The organism is Pseudomonas sp. MD195_PC81_125 (assembly GCF_014060985.1).
GTDB lineage: Bacteria > Pseudomonadota > Gammaproteobacteria > Pseudomonadales > Pseudomonadaceae > Aquipseudomonas > Aquipseudomonas parakoreensis.
Genome location: NZ_JABULD010000031.1, coordinates 1 through 17,845 on the forward strand (window position 1 = coordinate 1; position 17,845 = coordinate 17,845).

12 protein-coding genes and 4 pseudogenes are annotated in these 17,845 nt (G+C 61.0%); 1 reads left to right on the forward strand and 15 read right to left on the reverse strand.

Annotated elements, in window-relative coordinates; genetic code table 11:
- Positions 1-19: 19 nt before the first annotated feature.
- The 14 genes and pseudogenes from HT737_RS01385 to arnB all read right to left on the reverse strand — a co-directional run bounded on the left by HT737_RS01385 (position 20) and on the right by arnB (position 15,695).
- Positions 20-1,171 carry an acyl-CoA dehydrogenase family protein gene (locus HT737_RS01385; protein WP_182401080.1) on the reverse strand — a complete coding sequence of 384 codons (1,152 nt, stop codon included), beginning with the start codon at positions 1,169-1,171 and terminating at the stop codon, positions 20-22.
- A 3-nt stretch (positions 1,172-1,174) separates the two neighbouring features.
- Entirely contained in the window at positions 1,175-2,281 is a 1,107-nt protein-coding gene (locus HT737_RS01390; protein ID WP_182401082.1) for an enoyl-CoA hydratase/isomerase family protein, read from the reverse strand.
- A gap of 236 nt (positions 2,282-2,517) precedes the next feature.
- A complete protein-coding gene (locus HT737_RS01395) occupies positions 2,518-3,204 on the reverse strand; it encodes an HPP family protein (protein ID WP_182401084.1) in 687 nt (228 codons plus the stop codon).
- A gap of 155 nt (positions 3,205-3,359) precedes the next feature.
- Positions 3,360-4,537: pseudogene (locus HT737_RS01400) on the reverse strand (MFS transporter).
- A 235-nt stretch (positions 4,538-4,772) separates the two neighbouring features.
- Positions 4,773-5,198, reverse strand: a complete 426-nt coding sequence (locus HT737_RS01405) for a GNAT family N-acetyltransferase (RefSeq protein ID WP_306287129.1) — start codon at positions 5,196-5,198, stop codon at positions 4,773-4,775.
- Positions 5,199-5,277: 79 nt separating this feature from the next.
- A complete protein-coding gene (locus tag HT737_RS01410) occupies positions 5,278-6,876 on the reverse strand; it encodes a glycosyltransferase family 39 protein (RefSeq protein WP_182401086.1) in 1,599 nt (532 codons plus the stop codon).
- Complete coding sequence (locus HT737_RS01415) at positions 6,873-8,252, reverse strand: UDP-glucose/GDP-mannose dehydrogenase family protein (protein ID WP_182401088.1); 1,380 nt, start codon at positions 8,250-8,252, stop codon at positions 6,873-6,875. The genes HT737_RS01410 and HT737_RS01415 overlap by 4 nt, the downstream gene beginning before the upstream one ends.
- The gene (gene arnF, locus HT737_RS01420; protein WP_182401090.1) at positions 8,249-8,662 is read right to left on the reverse strand and encodes a 4-amino-4-deoxy-L-arabinose-phosphoundecaprenol flippase subunit ArnF; all 414 of its coding nucleotides are present in this window, start codon (positions 8,660-8,662) and stop codon (positions 8,249-8,251) included. Before arnF ends, HT737_RS01415 begins: the two co-directional genes overlap by 4 nt.
- On the reverse strand, positions 8,659-9,003 hold the full coding sequence (gene arnE / locus HT737_RS01425) for a 4-amino-4-deoxy-L-arabinose-phosphoundecaprenol flippase subunit ArnE (RefSeq protein ID WP_182401092.1): 345 nt from the start codon (positions 9,001-9,003) through the stop codon (positions 8,659-8,661). Before arnE ends, arnF begins: the two co-directional genes overlap by 4 nt.
- Complete coding sequence (gene arnT / locus HT737_RS01430) at positions 9,000-10,649, reverse strand: lipid IV(A) 4-amino-4-deoxy-L-arabinosyltransferase (RefSeq protein ID WP_182401094.1); 1,650 nt, start codon at positions 10,647-10,649, stop codon at positions 9,000-9,002. Before arnT ends, arnE begins: the two co-directional genes overlap by 4 nt.
- On the reverse strand, positions 10,646-11,530 hold the full coding sequence (gene arnD / locus HT737_RS01435) for a 4-deoxy-4-formamido-L-arabinose-phosphoundecaprenol deformylase (RefSeq protein WP_047294353.1): 885 nt from the start codon (positions 11,528-11,530) through the stop codon (positions 10,646-10,648). The genes arnT and arnD overlap by 4 nt, the downstream gene beginning before the upstream one ends.
- Positions 11,530-13,522, reverse strand: a pseudogene (gene arnA / locus HT737_RS01440) (bifunctional UDP-4-amino-4-deoxy-L-arabinose formyltransferase/UDP-glucuronic acid oxidase ArnA). The gene arnD and the pseudogene arnA overlap by 1 nt, the downstream one beginning before the upstream one ends.
- A complete protein-coding gene (locus HT737_RS01445; RefSeq protein WP_182401096.1) occupies positions 13,519-14,550 on the reverse strand; it encodes a glycosyltransferase in 1,032 nt (343 codons plus the stop codon). The pseudogene arnA and the gene HT737_RS01445 overlap by 4 nt, the downstream one beginning before the upstream one ends.
- Entirely contained in the window at positions 14,547-15,695 is a 1,149-nt protein-coding gene (gene arnB / locus HT737_RS01450) for a UDP-4-amino-4-deoxy-L-arabinose aminotransferase (RefSeq protein WP_182401098.1), read from the reverse strand. The genes HT737_RS01445 and arnB overlap by 4 nt, the downstream gene beginning before the upstream one ends.
- 439 nt (positions 15,696-16,134) lie before the next feature.
- Between arnB and xerC the strand changes: the two are divergent.
- A pseudogene (gene xerC, locus HT737_RS01455) lies at positions 16,135-17,027 on the forward strand (tyrosine recombinase XerC).
- On the opposite strand, the pseudogene HT737_RS01460 reads toward xerC, so the two are convergent.
- A pseudogene (locus HT737_RS01460) lies at positions 17,028-17,845 on the reverse strand (ABC transporter ATP-binding protein); the annotation flags it as partial.

The following is a 17,845-nucleotide window of genomic DNA, read 5'->3' on the forward strand; positions in this document are numbered from 1 at the left end:
GGCTGCGATCTTTTGCTTTTTACAGCGGGTAGTTCTTCAGCTCCCGCGCAATCACCATCCGCTGAATCTCGCTCGACCCCTCGTAGATCTGGGTAATTCGCGCATCGCGGTAGTACTTCTCGACCGGATAATCCTCCAGATACCCGTACCCGCCATGAATCTGAATCGCCGACGAGCAGACCTTTTCGGCTATCTCCGAGGCGAACAGTTTGGCCTGTGACGCCTCTGACAGACACGGCTTGCCCGCCGTGCGCAGGCGCGCCGCGTGCAGGATCATCAAGCGCGCCGCGTTGATTTGCATGTGCATGTCGGCCAACAGGTTGGCGATGCTCTGGTGTTCGTTGATCGGCTTGCCGAACTGGATGCGATCACGGGAGTACACAAGCGCCGCTTCAAACGCCGCCCGGGCGATGCCCCAAGCTTGCGCAGCAATGCCGATGCGGCCGCCTTCGAGGTTGGACAGGGCAATCGCCAGACCCTTGCCGCGCTCGCCGAGCAGGTTGGCCTCGGGAATGCTGCAGTTGTTGAGGGTCACTGCGCAGGTGTCGGAGGCGCGGATGCCCATCTTGTGTTCAGTGCGATCAACGATGAAACCCGGCGTATCGGTGGGCACCAGGAATGCAGAAATGCCTTTCTTGCCCAGATCCGGGTCGGTCACCGCAAACACGATCGCCAGTTTCGCCCGTTTGCCGTTGCTGACGAATTGCTTGGCGCCGTTGATCACCCACTGGCCGTCGCGCAGTTCGGCGCGGGTGCGCAGGTTGTGCGCCTCGGAGCCGGCCTGCGGTTCGGTGAGGCAGAAGCAGCCAATGACCTGACCGCTGGCGAGGTCGGCCAGCCAGGTTTGTTTCTGTTCTTCGCTGCCGTAATTCATGACCGGCCCACAACCCACCGAGTTGTGGATGCTCATGAACGCGCCAGTCGCGCCGTCACCGGCTGAAATTTCTTCGACGGCCAGCGCATAGGCGACGTAATCAACGTAAGTGCCGCCCCATTCCTCGGGCACCACCATACCGAGCAAACCGAGTTCGCCCATCTTCGCCACCAGCGCGTCGTCGATCCAGCCAGCCTTTTCCCAGGCTTGCGCGTGAGGTGCGATTTCGCCACGGGCAAAATCCCGGGCCATGTCGCGGATCATTACTTGTTCTTCAGTCAGTTCGAGATCGTGCATGGCTCAGCTCCCGCTCTCATCAAAACCGTTAAAGAAACTCGCGACGTGCCCGGCGTCCAGCGCGGCGAGGGTCGGCGGATTCCAGCGAGGTGTCTTGTCTTTGTCGATCAGCAGGGCACGCACGCCTTCGATCAGGTCGCCGCGTTCGAACCACTGACGATCCAGATGCAGTTCGAGGGCGAAGCAGTGTTCCAGGCTCAGTTGCCGACCGCGACGGAGCATCTCCAGGGTCACGGCCATCGCCAGCGGCGAGCGGGTCTCCAGCAGGTCAGCGGTGGTCGTCGCCCACTCATGGCTGTCGGCGACGGTGACTGCGCGCAGTTGCTCGACAATGCTCGGCACGTCCGGCAGGGCGAAGAAATGGTCGATGGCCGGGCGCAGCTTCTCCAGCGGCGCATCGGCCAGGGTTTGCACGCCGTTTTTCGCCAGCAGGCCCTGCAGATCCTTGAGCGGCGTGTCGTGCCATTCCAGGTGATCGAGTTGTTCGTCGAGGCTCGCCAGTTGGCGGCTGTCGACGAACCAATCGGCCAGCCCGCAGTACAACGCATCCGCCGCACGAATCTGCACACCGCTGACGCCCAGATAGATTCCCAGTTCACCGGGAATCCGCGAGAGGAAATAGCTGCCGCCGACATCGGGGAAATAACCAATGGCCACTTCCGGCATCGCCAGACGGCTCTTCTCGGTCACCACCCGCAGGTCCGCACCTTGCACCAGGCCCATGCCGCCGCCGAGGACGAAACCGTCCATCAACGCCAGTACCGGTTTGCGGTAGTGATGAATGGTCAGGTCGAGGGCGTATTCCTCGACGAAGAAATCTTCGTGCAGCGTGGCGCCGCTTTTGAAACTGTCGTACAGGGAACGAATATCGCCACCGGCGCAGAAAGCTTTTTCACCGGCACCGCGCAGCACCACCGCGTGCACATTGGCATCAGCGGCCCAGGCATCGAGTTGCTGCTGCAACTGGCGAACCATGTCGAGGGTGATGGCGTTGAGACCGGCGGGGCGGTTTAGGGTCAGGTGACCAATGTGGTTGCGAACCTCGGCCAGCACGTCGTTTTGCGTGGCATCCATGGACGGCGTCCGCGGGGATGAAGCCTGAGCAGTCATCACTAACTCCCTGCTTTTATTGTCTTTAATTCGAGAAGCTCGCGCGCGAGCGTTGACGGATCGTAACAGTGCAAATTTGCCGTGTACAACCGGGATATGTGCAGGGGGAGTTTGCGTTTTTGCCTTAGGTAAAAATCGGATGTGCTTGTGTAGGAGCTGCCGAAGGTGCGATCTTTTGATCTTGAAAAGATCGCAGCCTCGTTGCACTCGACAGCTCCTACAGGGTGCGTGAGGTGTCAGGAGAAGACTTCGCCGATGCTGCGGCGTTTGGCGTGCAGTTCGCTGGCGTGGATCAGTTGTTCGAGGTCTTCGGGAGTGACGTCGATAAAGGCTTCCATCTCGGCCAGTGCCCGTTTCAAATCCTCGGCGGTAATTGACTGGCTGTCGACGGGAGTCTGTAGCGGCGCGGGTTCGGCCGGGCGTTTCGGATAGCGGATGCGCGTCAGGTTGTTGTAGGCCAGCGCACTGAGCAGCATGCACGCGGCGGCGAGCATCACCGGTTCCATGGCTTTCCAGTCCAGGGCGATGGTGGCCGGATCGGCCAGCACCAACGTCAGCGCCAGCGCGCCGGCCGGTGGATGCAGGCAACGCAACCAGCACATCAGAATCAGCGCCATGCCTGCCGCCAGACAGGCACTGCCCAGGGTTCGCCCAAGAACATGAGCCACCAGCAACGCAATGACACTGGCGCACAGATAGCCGCCGATGATCGACCAAGGCTGCGCCAGCGCGCCGGAGGACACGGCGAACAACAGCACCGCCGAAGCACCCAATGGCCCGATCAGGTGATACGCCACTTCATGGCCGAATACCTGACTGCACGCCCAGACACTGAACAAGGTGCCCAAGGCCATACCGATGGCGGCGCGGCTCCATTCGGTGGGGCGGGTGTTGATGGCGGCGGGGAACCAGCGAGCGAGCATGTGAATCGGGTCCTTGGCAGTAAAATCGAGGCAAAAAAAAGGACTTGTCCGTTTCGGAAAGTCCTCTAAGCGTTCCAACTATTGGGGGAGGAACGCGCACAGTGTGCCGTGCAAATACGATGCTGACAAATTCATATAAATGCTGATTCAGTGCATTATTTTTGAATTGTTGCCACGCGACGTCCACTGACAAAACACAGATAACCACCCAGCGCGGCCAAGGCACTCAGGGCGTAGAACATGCTCGGCGCTGAGGTATGCATCAGCAAAAAACCGCACATCACCGGACTCAGCGCACCGCCCAGTGCCGCGAGGTTCTGCGCGCCGTAATAACTGCCGCGCAGCGCTTCCGGCGCGAGGGTATCGACGAAGAGGAAATCCGCCGGGTAAATGATCATCTCGCCGAGGGTGAAGATGAACATCGCCACGCACCAGCCGACGAGGCTGTCCGCCAGGCTGAAACCGAACAGACCGACGATGAACAACGCCGTGCCGCCGGCAATCCAGAACCGCAGGTGCTCGCGCTTGAGTAAACGCCCGATCTGGTATTGCAGCAGGATCACCGTGATCGCGTTGCAGGCCAGCAGGGCGGCCATGGTGTCGAGTGTCTGTTCTTGGGTATGGGTGACCAGCAGGTATTGCGACAGGTACAGGGTAAAGCGCCCGTGGACCAGGGTGCTGAGTAGACAACCGAGGGTGAACAGGATCATCGTGCGGTCGTTTTTCAGGATGATCAGGGTGTTCAGGAAACTCTGTGGCGGGCTGGCTGGCGACAGCGGACCGGTCTCGCGGGAAACGCCCAGCAGCAGGAAAACGCTGCCGGCGGCAATCAGCCCGGCGACGATAAACGGCGCTGATGGCTGAACCCCGGCAATCACTACACCGATCATCGGGCCCACGGCGTAGCAATGTTGGTCAGCGTGTAGTTCAGTGAAAACGCCTTGACCCGCTGGCCGACCGGCAGGTTTTCACTGAGCATCGCTTTGGAGCAGATCAGGAACAGTGCCGACGCCGTTTCACTGATGATCAGCACCAGCGTGACCAGGTACAGATTCTGCGCGAAGGTCAGCAGCATCAGGCCGACACCGCTGGAGAGCATGGTCAGGATCAACAGCTGACGCTTGTCGAGGCGATCGATGATGTAGCCGCCATACAGCGACAACAGCGTGGCACTGAACACGGCGATGCCCAACAGCAGACCGACGTCCTGCGGGTTGAGGTCCAGTTTGTTGCTGAGGAACAGGGTCAGCAGTGGACTGATCAGGGCACGGCTGATGACGATGCTCAGCGAGGTGATCATCAGGCGGCGTATCAGGCGGGAGTAGGTGGCCACGGCAGTGCAAATGTCCTTGTTTTTATGATGAAACCCGCGTGGCAGCGAGCCTGCTCGCCAATACCGAGTGTCAGGCGCCAACGCAGTTGACTGACAGGACGCTATCGCGAGCAGGCTCGTTCCTACAAGGGATTTGTCCTGTCAGGGCAATCTCAGCTGCATGGCGCAGCGTCGCTCGGCGGCAAAACCCTGTTCGATTTCGTTCTGCAGGGCATCGAGCAAATGCGCTTCGTGCTCACCGGGTGCGACGTCCACAAACCCCATCCGATGATAAAAACGGCGCATTCCACGGCACATCGCGAAACGTGGTCAGGGTCACGGCGCGCATCTGCTCGCGGCGGGCATGTTCAATCGCGGCCAGCAGCAGTTGACGGCCCACGCCCTGACCCCAAAACGCCAGGCTGACGGACAGTTCCTCAATGTGCAGTTGCTTGCCGACATCCAGCGCGCGGATAAACCCTGCGAGCTGCGCCGAGGTGTTTTCGGCGACCCAGACGTGGGCATGGTCGATGAATTGGCGGTGTTGCGCGGCGCTGGCCACGTCAGTGTCGGCCAACCAGGCGAGGGTCGGATCTGAGCGAAACAGCTCGGCGGCCGAGCGTTCAATGGCGGGGAGGGCGTCGGCGTCACTCTGCCGCGCCCGGCGTACAACAAAACTCATGGTAAAAGTCCCTGTAAGCGCTGCCGCAGGCTGCGATCTTTTTCCTGAAAGCGCAAAAGATCGCAGCCTCAATCAGTTCCTACAAGGGTTTGAGGTACAACAGCACGTAATCGTTCTTGTCGAAACGGCCGGCCAGCACCGGTTGCAGGCCCGCCAGCGAGGTGCCCTGCAGCGATTGCAGGTCCTTGCTGTCCATCATCAGCCAGGCCGGGCCTTTGAGGGATTCGAGTTGCTGCACCGTTTCGGTGAACTGCGGTTGCAGGTCCTGCTCGACGTTGACCATGAACTTGATCGCCTTGGCGTCCTTGCCCATGCCGTGCAGCACCAGCGGTGCCGGGTTCTGCTGCACCTGCGCGAAGACGGCGCGACTGAACGCCTGCGTGTCGTACAAGCGTCGCTCCACCGGTTCGAACACCGCGGCATACACCATCCACAGCGCGAGCACCGAGCACAGCGCCAGCACTTCGGCACGCCAACGCGGTATCAACAGGCGCGACAACGCGAGCAATTGCAGAACACCGAGTACGATCAGCACCAGAGTCAGACCGTCGAGCTGCTCGGGGAAGCGGCGTTTGGCAACCAGCAGGGCCACCATCAACAGTCCCGGCGTCACCAGCCAAATGCCTTGGATAACCCCGCGCAATACGCGGAACACCCGACCGTGCAGCACCTGAAACGGGTACGCCGCGATGATCGCCGCCATCGGCAACATCGGCAGCAGGTAACGCGCCTTCTTCGCCTGTGGAATCGACAGGCCAACCATGACGATCAGCCCGGCAGCCGCACAGTATTGCACCAGACGCAAGGCCGGCCCGCGCTGATGCGGTTTGCTCAGCCAGGTCGCCGCCAACGCCAGGATCGCCAGCGGATACGCCAGTGCGTAGTTGCCCATGGAACTGGTGAAGTAATACAGCGAACCGCTGACGCCTTCACTGCCGTCCATGCGCCCCATGAACTGCATGCGGATCACGTCTTGCAGGAACGCTTCGCCGCCACTGAGTCTGGCCAGCCACAACAGCAGCGCGACGCACGCGGCGAGCAGGATCGACGCCAGTACACCGAATACCAACAGGCGTTTCCACTCACGATTGAGCAGGTAGTAACTGCAGAGCATGCCGGTCGGCACCACCAGGCCGATCGGCCCACGGATACCAAAACCCAGCAGCAACAGGACAAAGATCAGCGGCCAGCGTCGGCGCGAGCCAAAGTGGTCGTGCGCGTAACCCAGATAAAACACCGACAGCGCCACGGCGGCGAGCATCAGGTCTTGCGACACCGCGCGCACTTCGGTGACGAAGGTGCTGGTGAGCATCAGCAGCGCAATGCTGATCAACGCCCAGCGTTGCGAATGCACCGCCAGCAAACGGTACATCAACGTCACGATCACGCCGCCGGCAATGGCGCTGGGCAGCCATGCCGTCAGGGTGTTGATCGCGCCGAAGGGCAGCGACAACAGCCAGATGAACAGCGTCGAAAGCGCCGAATAATCGGCGTACGGCTGCCCGTAGGTCGTCGGGAATACCGTTGGCCCGTGCCTGAGCATCTCTTGGGCAAACAGCACAAAACGTGAATCGAAGCCAATGGGAGCCTGTCCGTAAACCCCGGCGATAAACAACAGCAGTGCCAGCAGCCCTGCGATCAGGGACTGCCGGCGGATGACAGGCGACAACGTGATCAAGCGACTTCCGCTTTGTTAGGCCACTGCTGCAGTGGCATCGGCAGTTTGCGCGAATCGCCCCGGCCGATCGGGAAGTACTTGAAGCCATTGCGCGCCAGACGCTCGGCGTCGTACAGGTTGCGGCCGTCGAAGATCACCGGGGCTTTCAGGCGTTGCTCGATCAGGTCGAAATCCGGCGCCTTGAACTGCTGCCATTCGGTGCAGATGATCAGTGCATCGGAACCGGCCAGCACCGATTCCGGGGTGCCCATCAGCATCAGTTTTTCTTCGTTCGGGTACAGATGCTGGGTTTCCTGCATCGCTTCCGGGTCGAACGCGCGCACGCTGGCGCCGGCGGCGAACAGCGAATCGAGCAGCACGCGGCTCGGTGCGTCGCGCATGTCGTCGGTGTTCGGCTTGAACGCCAGGCCCCACAGGGCGAAGGTCTTGCCGCGCAGGTCACCCTTGTAGAACGCGTTGATACGGTCGAACAGCTTGTGCTTCTGCCGCTCGTTGATCGCTTCGACCGCTTGCAGCAGGTCGCTGGAGCAGTGCGCCTGCTCGGCGCTGTGAATCAGCGCGCGCATGTCTTTGGGGAAGCACGAGCCGCCATAACCGCAGCCCGGGTAAATGAAATGGTAGCCGATGCGCGTATCGGCACCGATGCCCTGACGGACCGATTCGATGTCGGCGCCCAGGTGTTCGGCCAGTTCGGCGATCTGGTTGATGAAGCTGATCTTGGTCGCCAGCATGCAGTTGGCGGCGTATTTGGTCAGCTCGGCGCTGCGCAGGTCCATGAACATGATGCGGTCGTGGTTGCGGTTGAATGGCGAGTACAGGTCGCGCATCACATCGCGCACGTCGTCACCTTCGCAGCCGATGACGATGCGGTCCGGACGACGGCAGTCGGACACCGCCGAACCTTCCTTGAGGAATTCCGGGTTGGAGACGATATCGAACTGCAGCTCACGACCGGCCTTGTCCAGCGCGGCTTGAATGTGTGCACGCAGGGTGTCGCCGGTACCAACCGGTACGGTGGATTTCTCCACCAGAATCAGCGGCTGCTCACGGTGGCGCGCCACGGCGTCACCCACCGACAGCACGTATTTCAGATCCGCCGAGCCGTCGTCGCTCGACGGTGTACCGACAGCGATGAACGCAACGCGACCGTGCTGCACGGCAAGTTTTTCATCAGAGGTGAAATGCAGGCGGCTGGAGTCCAGACCTTCGCGCACCAGGTTCGACAGGCCCGGTTCGAAGATGCTGACGTGACCCTGGCGCAGCAGTTCGACTTTCTTCTGATCGATGTCCATGCACACGACGTCGTGACCGACTTCGGCCAACACGGCGGCCTGCACCAGACCGACATAACCGCTACCAAATACTGTGATTTTCATGGAGCACTCCTGAATTCGGGCGCACGAGACGGACGAGTGTTAATAGTGATGACCCCGAGCATGACCAGTGCCACGCCCAGCGATTTAGTGAAACTGAACGATTCGTTGAACAGCGGCAGACTGGCTGCCAGCAGGTACACCAGCGCATAGCTGATGCTCAACAGTGAATAGGCCCGCCCCAGCGGCAGATCGCGCAAGGCCGCGAGCCAGCAGAGCATCGACAGGGCGTAGGCGAAAATCGCCGCCACCACCACAGCCAGTGCCGACAGATCGACACTGCCGGTGCTCAACGCCGCCAGCCATTGTTCCGGTTGCGGCAGGCGTGTCATGCTCCAGCGCATCCCCAACTGGGCAGCGCTGACCAGACCCACGCTGGCCAGCGCAAAACCGATACCTCGTGCCTGGCTCATGACTGTTGCCCCAGCAAAACCACGCCGCCGATCACCAGCGCCACGCCCAGCCAATGCTGGCGGTCGATGGGCTCGTGAAAGACGAAGCGGGCGATCAGGGTGATCAGTACGAAGTTGAGGCTGAGCATCGGGTAAGCGATGCCCACTTCAAGACGTTGCAGCACCAGCAGCCAGACCAGCAGCCCGCTGCCCAGTGAAAACAGCGCCAGCCACAACCACGGCGAACGCAGTTTGTCAGCCCACGACGACTCAACGCCGCGCCAGCTCTCCACGGCGAATTTCTGTGCGACTTGCCCCAGACACGTCAGCAGACACGCCGTCAGTAACAGCAGCCAACTCATGACGGATCCTTGGGCAGCACCATGATCACCAGATTGCCCGATTCGTAACGGGTACCGTCTTTAGGCAGCAGATCGAGTTCTTCAAGTTCGTCCTGGCCCTTGACGCGCATCAGCACGCCGACCGAGCCGCTGCGGCGCGCTTCACGGACCCATTGCTGAACGTTGTCTTTGGTGAGTCGGCGTTCAGCACCTTCCGGGTAGGACAGACCGTACTTGAGTTCGCCGACCGTGTTGTACAGCGCGACTTGCGGTTGTTTCATGCGCCAGGCCAGTGCCGCTGCGGCGCCCAGATCGTTGCTCAGCAAGTGCGTGGCACCGGACAGTTCAGTGACGTGATGGCGGATGAACTGATCCGGGGTTTTGTTGGCCACCACCGATTTGGGCAACGCCGCCGGCAGGATCCCGGCCAGCAGCAGGCTGCCCAGCGCTGGTGCCGCCCAGCATTGCAGCGGCAGGAACGCTTGCGCCAGGTTGGCGATGATCCAGCCGATCAAGGCAATGAACACCAGCACCATGCTGTGCAGTTCGTGGTCGTACATCGGTTTGTTCAGTTGCAGGTAAACCAGTGCGATCAGCGTGACCACACCCAGCAGCAGGTTCAGCAGACCGTTGATCCCCAGCGCCCGACCTTGTTCGAGACGCAGACGATCAGCCAGCGCATTGCCCAGCAGCAGTGCCATCGGCAACAGGCAGGGCAGGATGTAGGTCGGCAGCTTGCCGTTGCTCAGGCTGAAAAAGCCCAGCGGCAACCACAGCCACAACAGCAGGAAAACCATGTTCGGCTGGGCCCGGGTTTGCCAGGCTTGCTTGAACGCGGTCGGCAACAGACCAACCCACGGCAAACTGAACGCCACCAACAGCGGCAGATAGAACCACCATGGCGCATCGTGCTGCGCATCGTCACCGGCGAAGCGGCGGATGTGTTCGTGCCAGAAGAAAAACCGCCAGTAATCCGGTTCCTGTGCGTGCACCGCCAGTGCCCACGGCAAGCTGACGATGATCGCGATAGCGATAGCGACCGGGCCGAATATCAGCAGTTCGCGCCAGCGTTTCTGCCAGAGCATCCACGGCAATGCGATCAGCACCGGCAGCAACCAGGCGAGAAAGCCCTTGGTCATGAAGCCCATGCCGCAGGCCAGCCCGAGCAGCGCCCAGGCGCCCAGACGGTGCCCGGTGCTTTTGCTGTCAAGCGCAAACCACAGCGCCACCAGACTCAGGTTGACCCAGAAGGTGAACTGCGGATCGAGGTTGGCGTACCCGGCCTGACCGGCGACGACTGTGAAACTCATGTAGAGCAGGGCACAGACGAAGCTCTTGCGCGGATCGTTCCATAGCCTGCGTGCGACCAGGTAGGCCAGCAACACACTCAAAGCCGTGCTGAGGGCCGACGCGAAGCGCACGCCGAACAGGTTCTGCCCGAACAGTTCCTGGCCGATGGCGATCATCCAGTAGCCGGCAATCGGCTTCTCGAAATACCGCAGGCCCATGAAATGCGGCGACACCCAGTTGCCACTGAGCAGCATGTCCTGGCTGATCTGTGCGTAACGGGTTTCGTCGGGGATCCACAGGCCATGGGTGCTCAACGGCAACAGATAGGCCAGCAGACAAAGGCCGACCAACAGCGGCAGTGCCCAGCGTCTGGTCATGCGCCTTGCACTCCCAGCCAGCCTTCGCGGCCTTCGAGCGCACCGCGTTGCACGCGGCCCACGGGCAAGGTGTTGAAATACTCGGGCAGCAAGTTGCCCAAGGGTTGGAAGTCAATGTGGCGCTGGCGTGCATCGGCCAGCAATTGACGAAAGTCCTGAGCCATCAGAATCCCTTCTACTTCGGCATGAATGGTGTAGACGTTGAGTGCTTGCGACTGGAACCGGTCGAGGATGAAGGCGTTGAAGTCCTTCGCCGCCACGTGCGGGCCGACGACTTCATCGAAGGTCGGCAGGTCCACTGGAATCTGCGGCGTGCCCGGCGTGCCGTCCGCCAGCAGCGGACGGAACAGGCTTTGCCCACGGCAATCGCTGTTGTAGCGAAAGCCGAAAGTCTGCTTGGCCTCGATCACGCGCTCGTCCGCACGCCAACCGGCGGCGGCCGAACACTGGATCTTTTCCCCGAGGATGTCGCTCAAGGTGTCGACGCCGCAACGGATCTGTTCGATCAGTTGCGCGTCACTCCAGCGCCCGGCATTGGCCTGCCAGCCATGGTGATCCCAGGCGTGCAGGCCAACCTCGTGACCGGCGTCCCGGGCCTGACGCATCAGGTGCCCGAGATCACGGCCAATCGGTTTGCCGGGCCAGGCAGTGCCGGCCAGCAGAATGTCCCAGCCGTAGAGGCCGGCAGCGTTGGAACGCAGCATTTTCCAGAGGAACTGCGGGCGGATCAGGCGCCACAGATGCCGGCCCATGTTGTCCGGGCCGACACTGAAGAAAAACGTTGCCTTGACCTGCGCCTCGTCGAGCATCTCCAACAGACGCGGCACACCTTCTCGGGTGCCGCGGTAGGTGTCGACATCGATACGAAGACCTGCCTGCATTACTTCTTGTCCGCGATTTCGAGCATGGCTTCACGCAGGAAGAAGTCCAGGGTGTTGCCGATGGTCTCGCGCATTTCCACGGTCGGCTCCCAGTTCAGCAGGCGCTTGGCGTTGGCGATGCTTGGCTTGCGGTGTTCCACGTCCTGGTAACCGGCACCGTAGAACGCCTTGCTTTCCACGTCGCGGAAACCGGCGAACGGCGGGAAGTTGTGACGCAGCGGGTGTGCTTCGAACTGACGCAGCAGCTCTTCGCCCAGTTGACGGATGCTGGCCTCGTTGTCCGGGTTGCCGATGTTGATGATCTGGCCGTTGCACACGTCATTGTCGTTGTCGATGATGCGCGCCAAGGCTTCAACGCCGTCAGCAATGTCAGTGAAGCAACGCTTCTGCTCGCCACCATCGAACAGGCGGATTGGCGTGCCTTCCACCAGGTTGAGGATCAACTGGGTAATGGCGCGGGAGCTGCCGATACGCGCCGAATCCAGACGGTCCAGACGCGGGCCCATCCAGTTGAACGGACGGAACAGGGTGAAGTTCAGGCCCTTGGCGCCGTAAGCCCAGATCACGCGGTCCAGCAGTTGCTTGGAGACCGAGTAGATCCAGCGCTGCTTGTTGATCGGGCCAACGATCAGGTTCGAGCTGTCTTCGTCGAAGTTCTTGTCCTGGCACATGCCATAGACTTCGGAGGTCGACGGGAAGATCACGCGCTTGTTGTACTTGACGCAGTAGCGAACCAGCTTCAGGTTTTCTTCGAAGTCCAGTTCGAATACGCGCAGCGGGTTGCGGGTGTATTCGATCGGCGTGGCGATGGCCACCAGCGGCAGGACCACGTCGCACTTCTTGATGTGGTACTCGATCCACTCGGAGTGAATGCTGATGTCGCCTTCGACGAAGTGGAAGTTCGGGTGGCTGCGCAGGCGGTCGATGGCGTCGGAGCCGATGTCCAGACCGTAGACTTCGTAGCGGTCGTCACGCAGCAGGCGCTCGGACAGGTGGTTACCGATGAAGCCGTTGACACCGAGGATCAGCACGCGGGTACGACGTGGCGCACGACCGGATTCGGCACCGCGCAGCAGCGAGCCATCCACCAGACCCAGTTCGTTGGCCAGTTGCGGGCCGCTGAGGTACAGACCGTTGTCGTTGCGCTGACCGGCGTTGATCACCAGCGAGTCCTGACCGCAGGCAATGCGCAGCGGATCGACGCTGATCACGCGACCTGGCGCCTGACCTTCGTTGCCCTTGACGACTTCAGCGCTCCAGACGATCAGTTTGTGTTCGCCCACGGCGCAGAACGCACCCGGGTAAGGACGGGTCACGGCGCGCACCAGGTTGAACAGTTCTTCGGCCGGTTTGGCCCAGACCAGCTTGCCGTCCGCCGGAGTGCGACGACCGAACACGGTGGCTTTCGATTCGTCCTGTGGGGTTTCAGTGATCTTGCCTTGCAGCATGTTCGGCAGGGTGTCGCGCAGCAGATCGCTGGCGGCGGTGCGCAGTTTGGCGTGCAGGGTCAGGCCGGTGTCGCTGCGTTCGATGGCAACACGCTGTTGAGCAACGATGGCGCCGGCATCGGCGCGCTTGACCATGCGGTGCAGGGTCACGCCGGTTTCGGTTTCGCCGTTGACCAGCACCCAGTTCGCCGGAGCGCGACCGCGGTAGCGCGGCAACAGCGAACCGTGCAGGTTGAATGCACCCTTTTTTGGCCAGGGCCAGCAGTGGCTCGCTCAGCAGGTTGCGGTAGTAGAAGGAGAAGATGTATTCCGGGTCCAGCTTGGCGATGCGCTCGATCCACAGTGGGTGGTTGGCGTCTTCCGGCGCGTGTACCGGGATGCCTTTGTTGGCGCACAGCTGAGCGACCGACGCATAGAACGCGTTTTCTTTCGGATCATCGGCGTGAGTGAACACTGCTGCAATGTCAAAGCCGCTGTTGAGCAGGGCTTCAATGCCGGCGCAGCCAATATCGTGGTAGGCGAAGACAACAGTTTTTGCACTCATGAGAGAACCTGATCGGAAGTGGAAGAAGTAGCGGTAGAAGAAAGACCATCAACGGTGACGGCAGGGGCCGGAGCGGCCGGCTGGCTGCGCAACACCTTTTCGATGAAGAAACGCGGACGGGCGCGCACATCGCTGTACATGCGACCGAGGTATTCACCCAGCAGCCCCATGCCGATGAACTGGCCACCGGTAAACACAAACAGTACGGCGAACAGCACGAACATGCCGTCACCGGCCCAACCGGCACCGAAGGCCAGACGCAGTACGATCAGCGCAACGGCGAACAGCACACCCAGACCGGCCATGGCGAAGCCGACGATGCTGAGCAGGCGCAGTGGGGTGGTGGTCATGCAGGTGATCAGATCGAACATCAGGTTGATCAGGCGCATCGGGCTGTATTTCGAGTCGCCGTGTTCACGCTCGGCGTGGGCCACGACGATTTCGGTGGTGTGACGGGCGAAGCTGTTGGCCAGGATCGGGATGAACGTGCTGCGTTCACGGCAGGCGAGCATCGCGTCGATGATGGTGCGGCGGTAGGCACGCAGCATGCAGCCGTAGTCGCTCATCGCGACGCCGGTGGAGCGCTGCACAGCCAGGTTGATCAGCTTCGACGGATAACGGCGCAGCGCCGAATCCTGACGATTGCCGCGCACGGTGCCGACTACGTCGTAACCTTTTTTCGGCCTCGGCCACCAGTCGCGGGATTTCTTCCGGCGGGTTCTGCAGGTCGCGTCGAGGGTGATGACCACGTCGCCCTTGCACTGTTCAAAACCGGCCATGATCGCGGCGTGCTGACCATAGTTGCGGTTGAGAATGACCGCCACGAACGGGCTGTTTTCACGCCCGGCGGCTTCTTCAAGCATGTTGGCAGACTCATCGCGGCTGCCGTCGTCGACCAGCACGATTTCGAAATCGTGATGCAACTGGCGGCAGGCCGCCTCGGTACGGCGCAGCAGTTCGGGCAGGCTTTCCTGTTCGTTGTAGACCGGGATGACGATCGACACGCTACGGATTGGATAAGGTTTCACAGGCGTTTTTCCATGATGTGTGCGATGGCACCGACGACACGGTCAAGGTCTTGACCGGTCATGTCGGGGAACAGCGGAATCGAGCACAGCCGCGCCGAGTTCCATTCGGTGTTGGGCAGGTAGAGGTCGGGGTCACGCTGGCGATACCAGGTGTGCAAGTGGGTGGCGATGAAATGGATACCGGTGCCGATGCCCTGATCCTGCAACGCCTTCATGAAGGCTTCGCGGTCCATGCCGCAACGCTCGCTGTCGATGCGCAGGATGAACAGGTGCCAGGCGTGTTGCTGGGCGTAGTCGGGCAGGGCCAGCGGTTGCACTGGCAGGCCTTCGAACTTTTGCAAATAGGTCGTGGCCAGTTCGGTGCGGCGGGCGTTGATTTCGTCCAGGCGCTGCAACTGCACGAGGGCAATCGCGGCGTTGATGTCGGCCAGGTTGTATTTGAAGCCCGGCTCCATCACTTGTGCCTGCGGCTTGCGGCCACCGGTCAGACGGTCATAGGCGTCGACGCCCAGGCCGTGGAATTTGAGCATGCGCACGCGGCTGGCGAGGGCTTCGTCGTCGGTGACGAACATCGCGCCTTCGGCACAGGTCATGTTCTTGATCGCGTGGAACGAGAAGATCGCCGTGCCTTGCGAACCGACGTGACGCCCCTTGTAGCGCGTGCCGGCTGCGTGGGCGGCGTCTTCGATGACCGGGATGCCGTGTTTGTCGGCCAGGGCATACAGCGGATCGAGATCGAATGCTGCGCCGGCATAGTGCACCGGAATGATTGCCTTGGTCCGGGGGGTGATGGCCGCTTCGATGCGTGCAGCGTCGGTCATCAGCGTGTCGCGGTCGACATCGACGAACACCGGTTTGGCGCCCAGCAGGGAGATCATGTTGGCGGTCGAGACCCAGGTCTGCGACGGGGTGATGACTTCGTCGCCCGGGCCGATGCCCAGGGCCAGCAGCGTGATGTGCATCCCACCGGTGGCCGAAGACAAGGCCACCGCGTGCTTGCAACCCACGTACTGCGCAAATTGCTCTTCGAGTGCCTGGTTTTTCGGCCCCGTGGTGATCCAGCCCGAGCGCAACACCTGCTCGACAGCGGCAATTTCCTCATCGCCGATACTGGGGCGAGAGAAGGGGAGAAACGCCTTACTCATGGGCACCTCATTGCAAAAAATAAAAGGATGGACTCACGCAACTGTTGGATCCAACCACAGCGTAGACACAGAAAAGCGCTCCTGCATCAATAACTTGGCAAAAAAAGCATGACGTCGGGGATTGATTGACTTTTCACGATTTGCCCGGCAGGTTGGGGCATAGCCACTACCGAACCTATGGGAATTAAGGTTATGCCGGTTTTTGTGAAAGGAACATGAAAAACCGGTTGGCGAATCGTTTATCTGTCACTTATACAGCCGCTGTTCAGGCTTCTGCCGTCCATCGCAGTTTTTTTGTCCGACAGTGCAGCTCAAGTACCTTCTTTACTTCAAGTACATTGCATTTGTTAGTTGTTGTAGTGCTGTACATTTTTTACTCAAGGTTTAACGTTTGATTGATTTAGTTGCTGCAACCCCCGACGCTCCAAAAACCAACCCGATGAGCCTGTACCTCGCGCGTTTGGCGCCCTCCAGCCAATTGACCATGCGTTACGTGCTGCAAGATGCCGCCGATCGCCTGGGCTTTGAAGACTTGAATGTCGAAGAGATTCCCTGGCATGCCTTGCAACCAGAAGATGTTGTTGCACTGGTCGCGGCATTACGCGCAGACAACTACGCACCGAACACTTCTTCGTTGTATGTGAATGCGGTGCGCGGCGTCATGAATGAGGCCTGGCGCATGAGCCTGATCAGCCAGGAACATCTTTTGAAGATGCGCTCGGTCAAGGGCATTGCCGGCACACGGTTGTCCCAGGGACGCAATCTCAAGCGCACGTTGATTCACGAATTGATGGAAGTCTGCGCTGCCGACCCGCGCCCGCAGGGCCTGCGCGATGCGGCGATCATTGCGTTGCTGTACGGCACGGGTATGCGCAAGTCGGAATCGGTGGACCTGGACCTGAATCAGGTCGACTTCACAGAGCGCAGCCTGTGCGTCACCGCCAAGGGCAACAAGCAGTTGATCAAGTACGCGCCGGCGTGGGCATTCAGCAAGCTTGATGCGTGGCTCGAGCTGCGCCGTTCGCAGCTCAAGGAAGGCGAGAGCGACGATGCCTTTCTGTTCAACCGCATTCGCCGTGGCAGCCACATCACCCGCGAGCGCATTACCAAGCATGCGATCTACTACATTGCCCGTCAGCGCGGCACGCAGGTCGGAGTGAAGATCATGCCCCACGACTTCCGTCGCTCGTTCATCACTCGGGTGATCGAGGAGCATGACCTGTCGATTGCGCAGAAACTGGCGCATCACAGCAACATCCAGACCACCGCCAACTACGATGTGCGCGATGACAAACGAGCGGGCGGCGGGCGGTGGATCGCTTCGATCTCTGATCAGTTCAGGCCAAACACATGCGCCGCACCGAGCACCGACAGCTGCACCGCGCTGCCGGCGGGCGGTGCGTGCATACCGGTGCTGCGCACCAGAATCGAACGGGCCGGATCCTGCGTCGCGGATGAACTCAGTTCAACCGTCAAAGTGCAGGTGTTGCCGGCAAAATCACGGTCGGTGACCCGCGCGTGGCAGCCATGACTGTCAGAGGCCACCTCGGCGATCAGCAGTTGTTCGGGGCGCAGCATGATTTGCGCGGCGCCACTGAAACCGTTGCTGTTCACCGCCACCTGACCCAGATCGCAATGCGCCCAACCCGCCTCGATCTGCGCGGGCAGGACCACCGCTTCGCCGAGAAAGTGCGCGGTCTGTTCATCCTGCGGATAGCGGTAGAGATCCATCGGATGCCCGGACTGCACCAGCCGGCCACTGCGCATCACGGCCAATTGATCGGCAAACGACAACGCCTCGCTCTGATCGTGAGTCACCAGAATGGTGGTGACGCCGGCGTCTTCGAGCAGGCGCGCGACCATTTTGCGCATGGCACTGCGCAAACCGGTGTCGAGGGCGGAGAACGGCTCATCCAGCAGCATCAGTCGTGGTTGTTGCGCCAGAGCGCGGGCCAGCGAGACCCGCTGTTGCTGGCCGCCCGACAGCTCATGTGGCCAACGGTGGGCCATGTTGGCGTCGAGGGCCACGCTGTCCATCAACTCAAGGATGCGCTGGGGTGCGGGGCCGCTCCGGTCAGGGCCAGACCGAAGCCGATGTTCGCCGCCACCGTCATGTGCGGGAACAACGCGCCGTCTTGCGGCACGTAACC

What these genes read in the sequence shown, in the direction of transcription:
- arnF (WP_182401090.1), bottom strand. Translation starts at nt 8,662, where the DNA reads ATGAGCCAGGCACGAGGTATCGGTTTTGCGCTGGCCAGCGTGGGTCTG.
- HT737_RS01385 (WP_182401080.1), bottom strand. Translation starts at nt 1,171, where the DNA reads ATGCACGATCTCGAACTGACTGAAGAACAAGTAATGATCCGCGACATG.
- arnT (WP_182401094.1), bottom strand. Translation starts at nt 10,649, where the DNA reads ATGACCAGACGCTGGGCACTGCCGCTGTTGGTCGGCCTTTGTCTGCTG.
- arnE (WP_182401092.1), bottom strand. Translation starts at nt 9,003, where the DNA reads ATGAGTTGGCTGCTGTTACTGACGGCGTGTCTGCTGACGTGTCTGGGG.
- HT737_RS01415 (WP_182401088.1), bottom strand. Translation starts at nt 8,252, where the DNA reads ATGAAAATCACAGTATTTGGTAGCGGTTATGTCGGTCTGGTGCAGGCC.
- HT737_RS01395 (WP_182401084.1), bottom strand. Translation starts at nt 3,204, where the DNA reads ATGCTCGCTCGCTGGTTCCCCGCCGCCATCAACACCCGCCCCACCGAA.
- HT737_RS01390 (WP_182401082.1), bottom strand. Translation starts at nt 2,281, where the DNA reads ATGACTGCTCAGGCTTCATCCCCGCGGACGCCGTCCATGGATGCCACG.
- HT737_RS01405 (WP_306287129.1), bottom strand. Translation starts at nt 5,198, where the DNA reads ATGAGTTTTGTTGTACGCCGGGCGCGGCAGAGTGACGCCGACGCCCTC.
- arnD (WP_047294353.1), bottom strand. Translation starts at nt 11,530, where the DNA reads ATGCAGGCAGGTCTTCGTATCGATGTCGACACCTACCGCGGCACCCGA.
- arnB (WP_182401098.1), bottom strand. Translation starts at nt 15,695, where the DNA reads ATGAGTAAGGCGTTTCTCCCCTTCTCTCGCCCCAGTATCGGCGATGAG.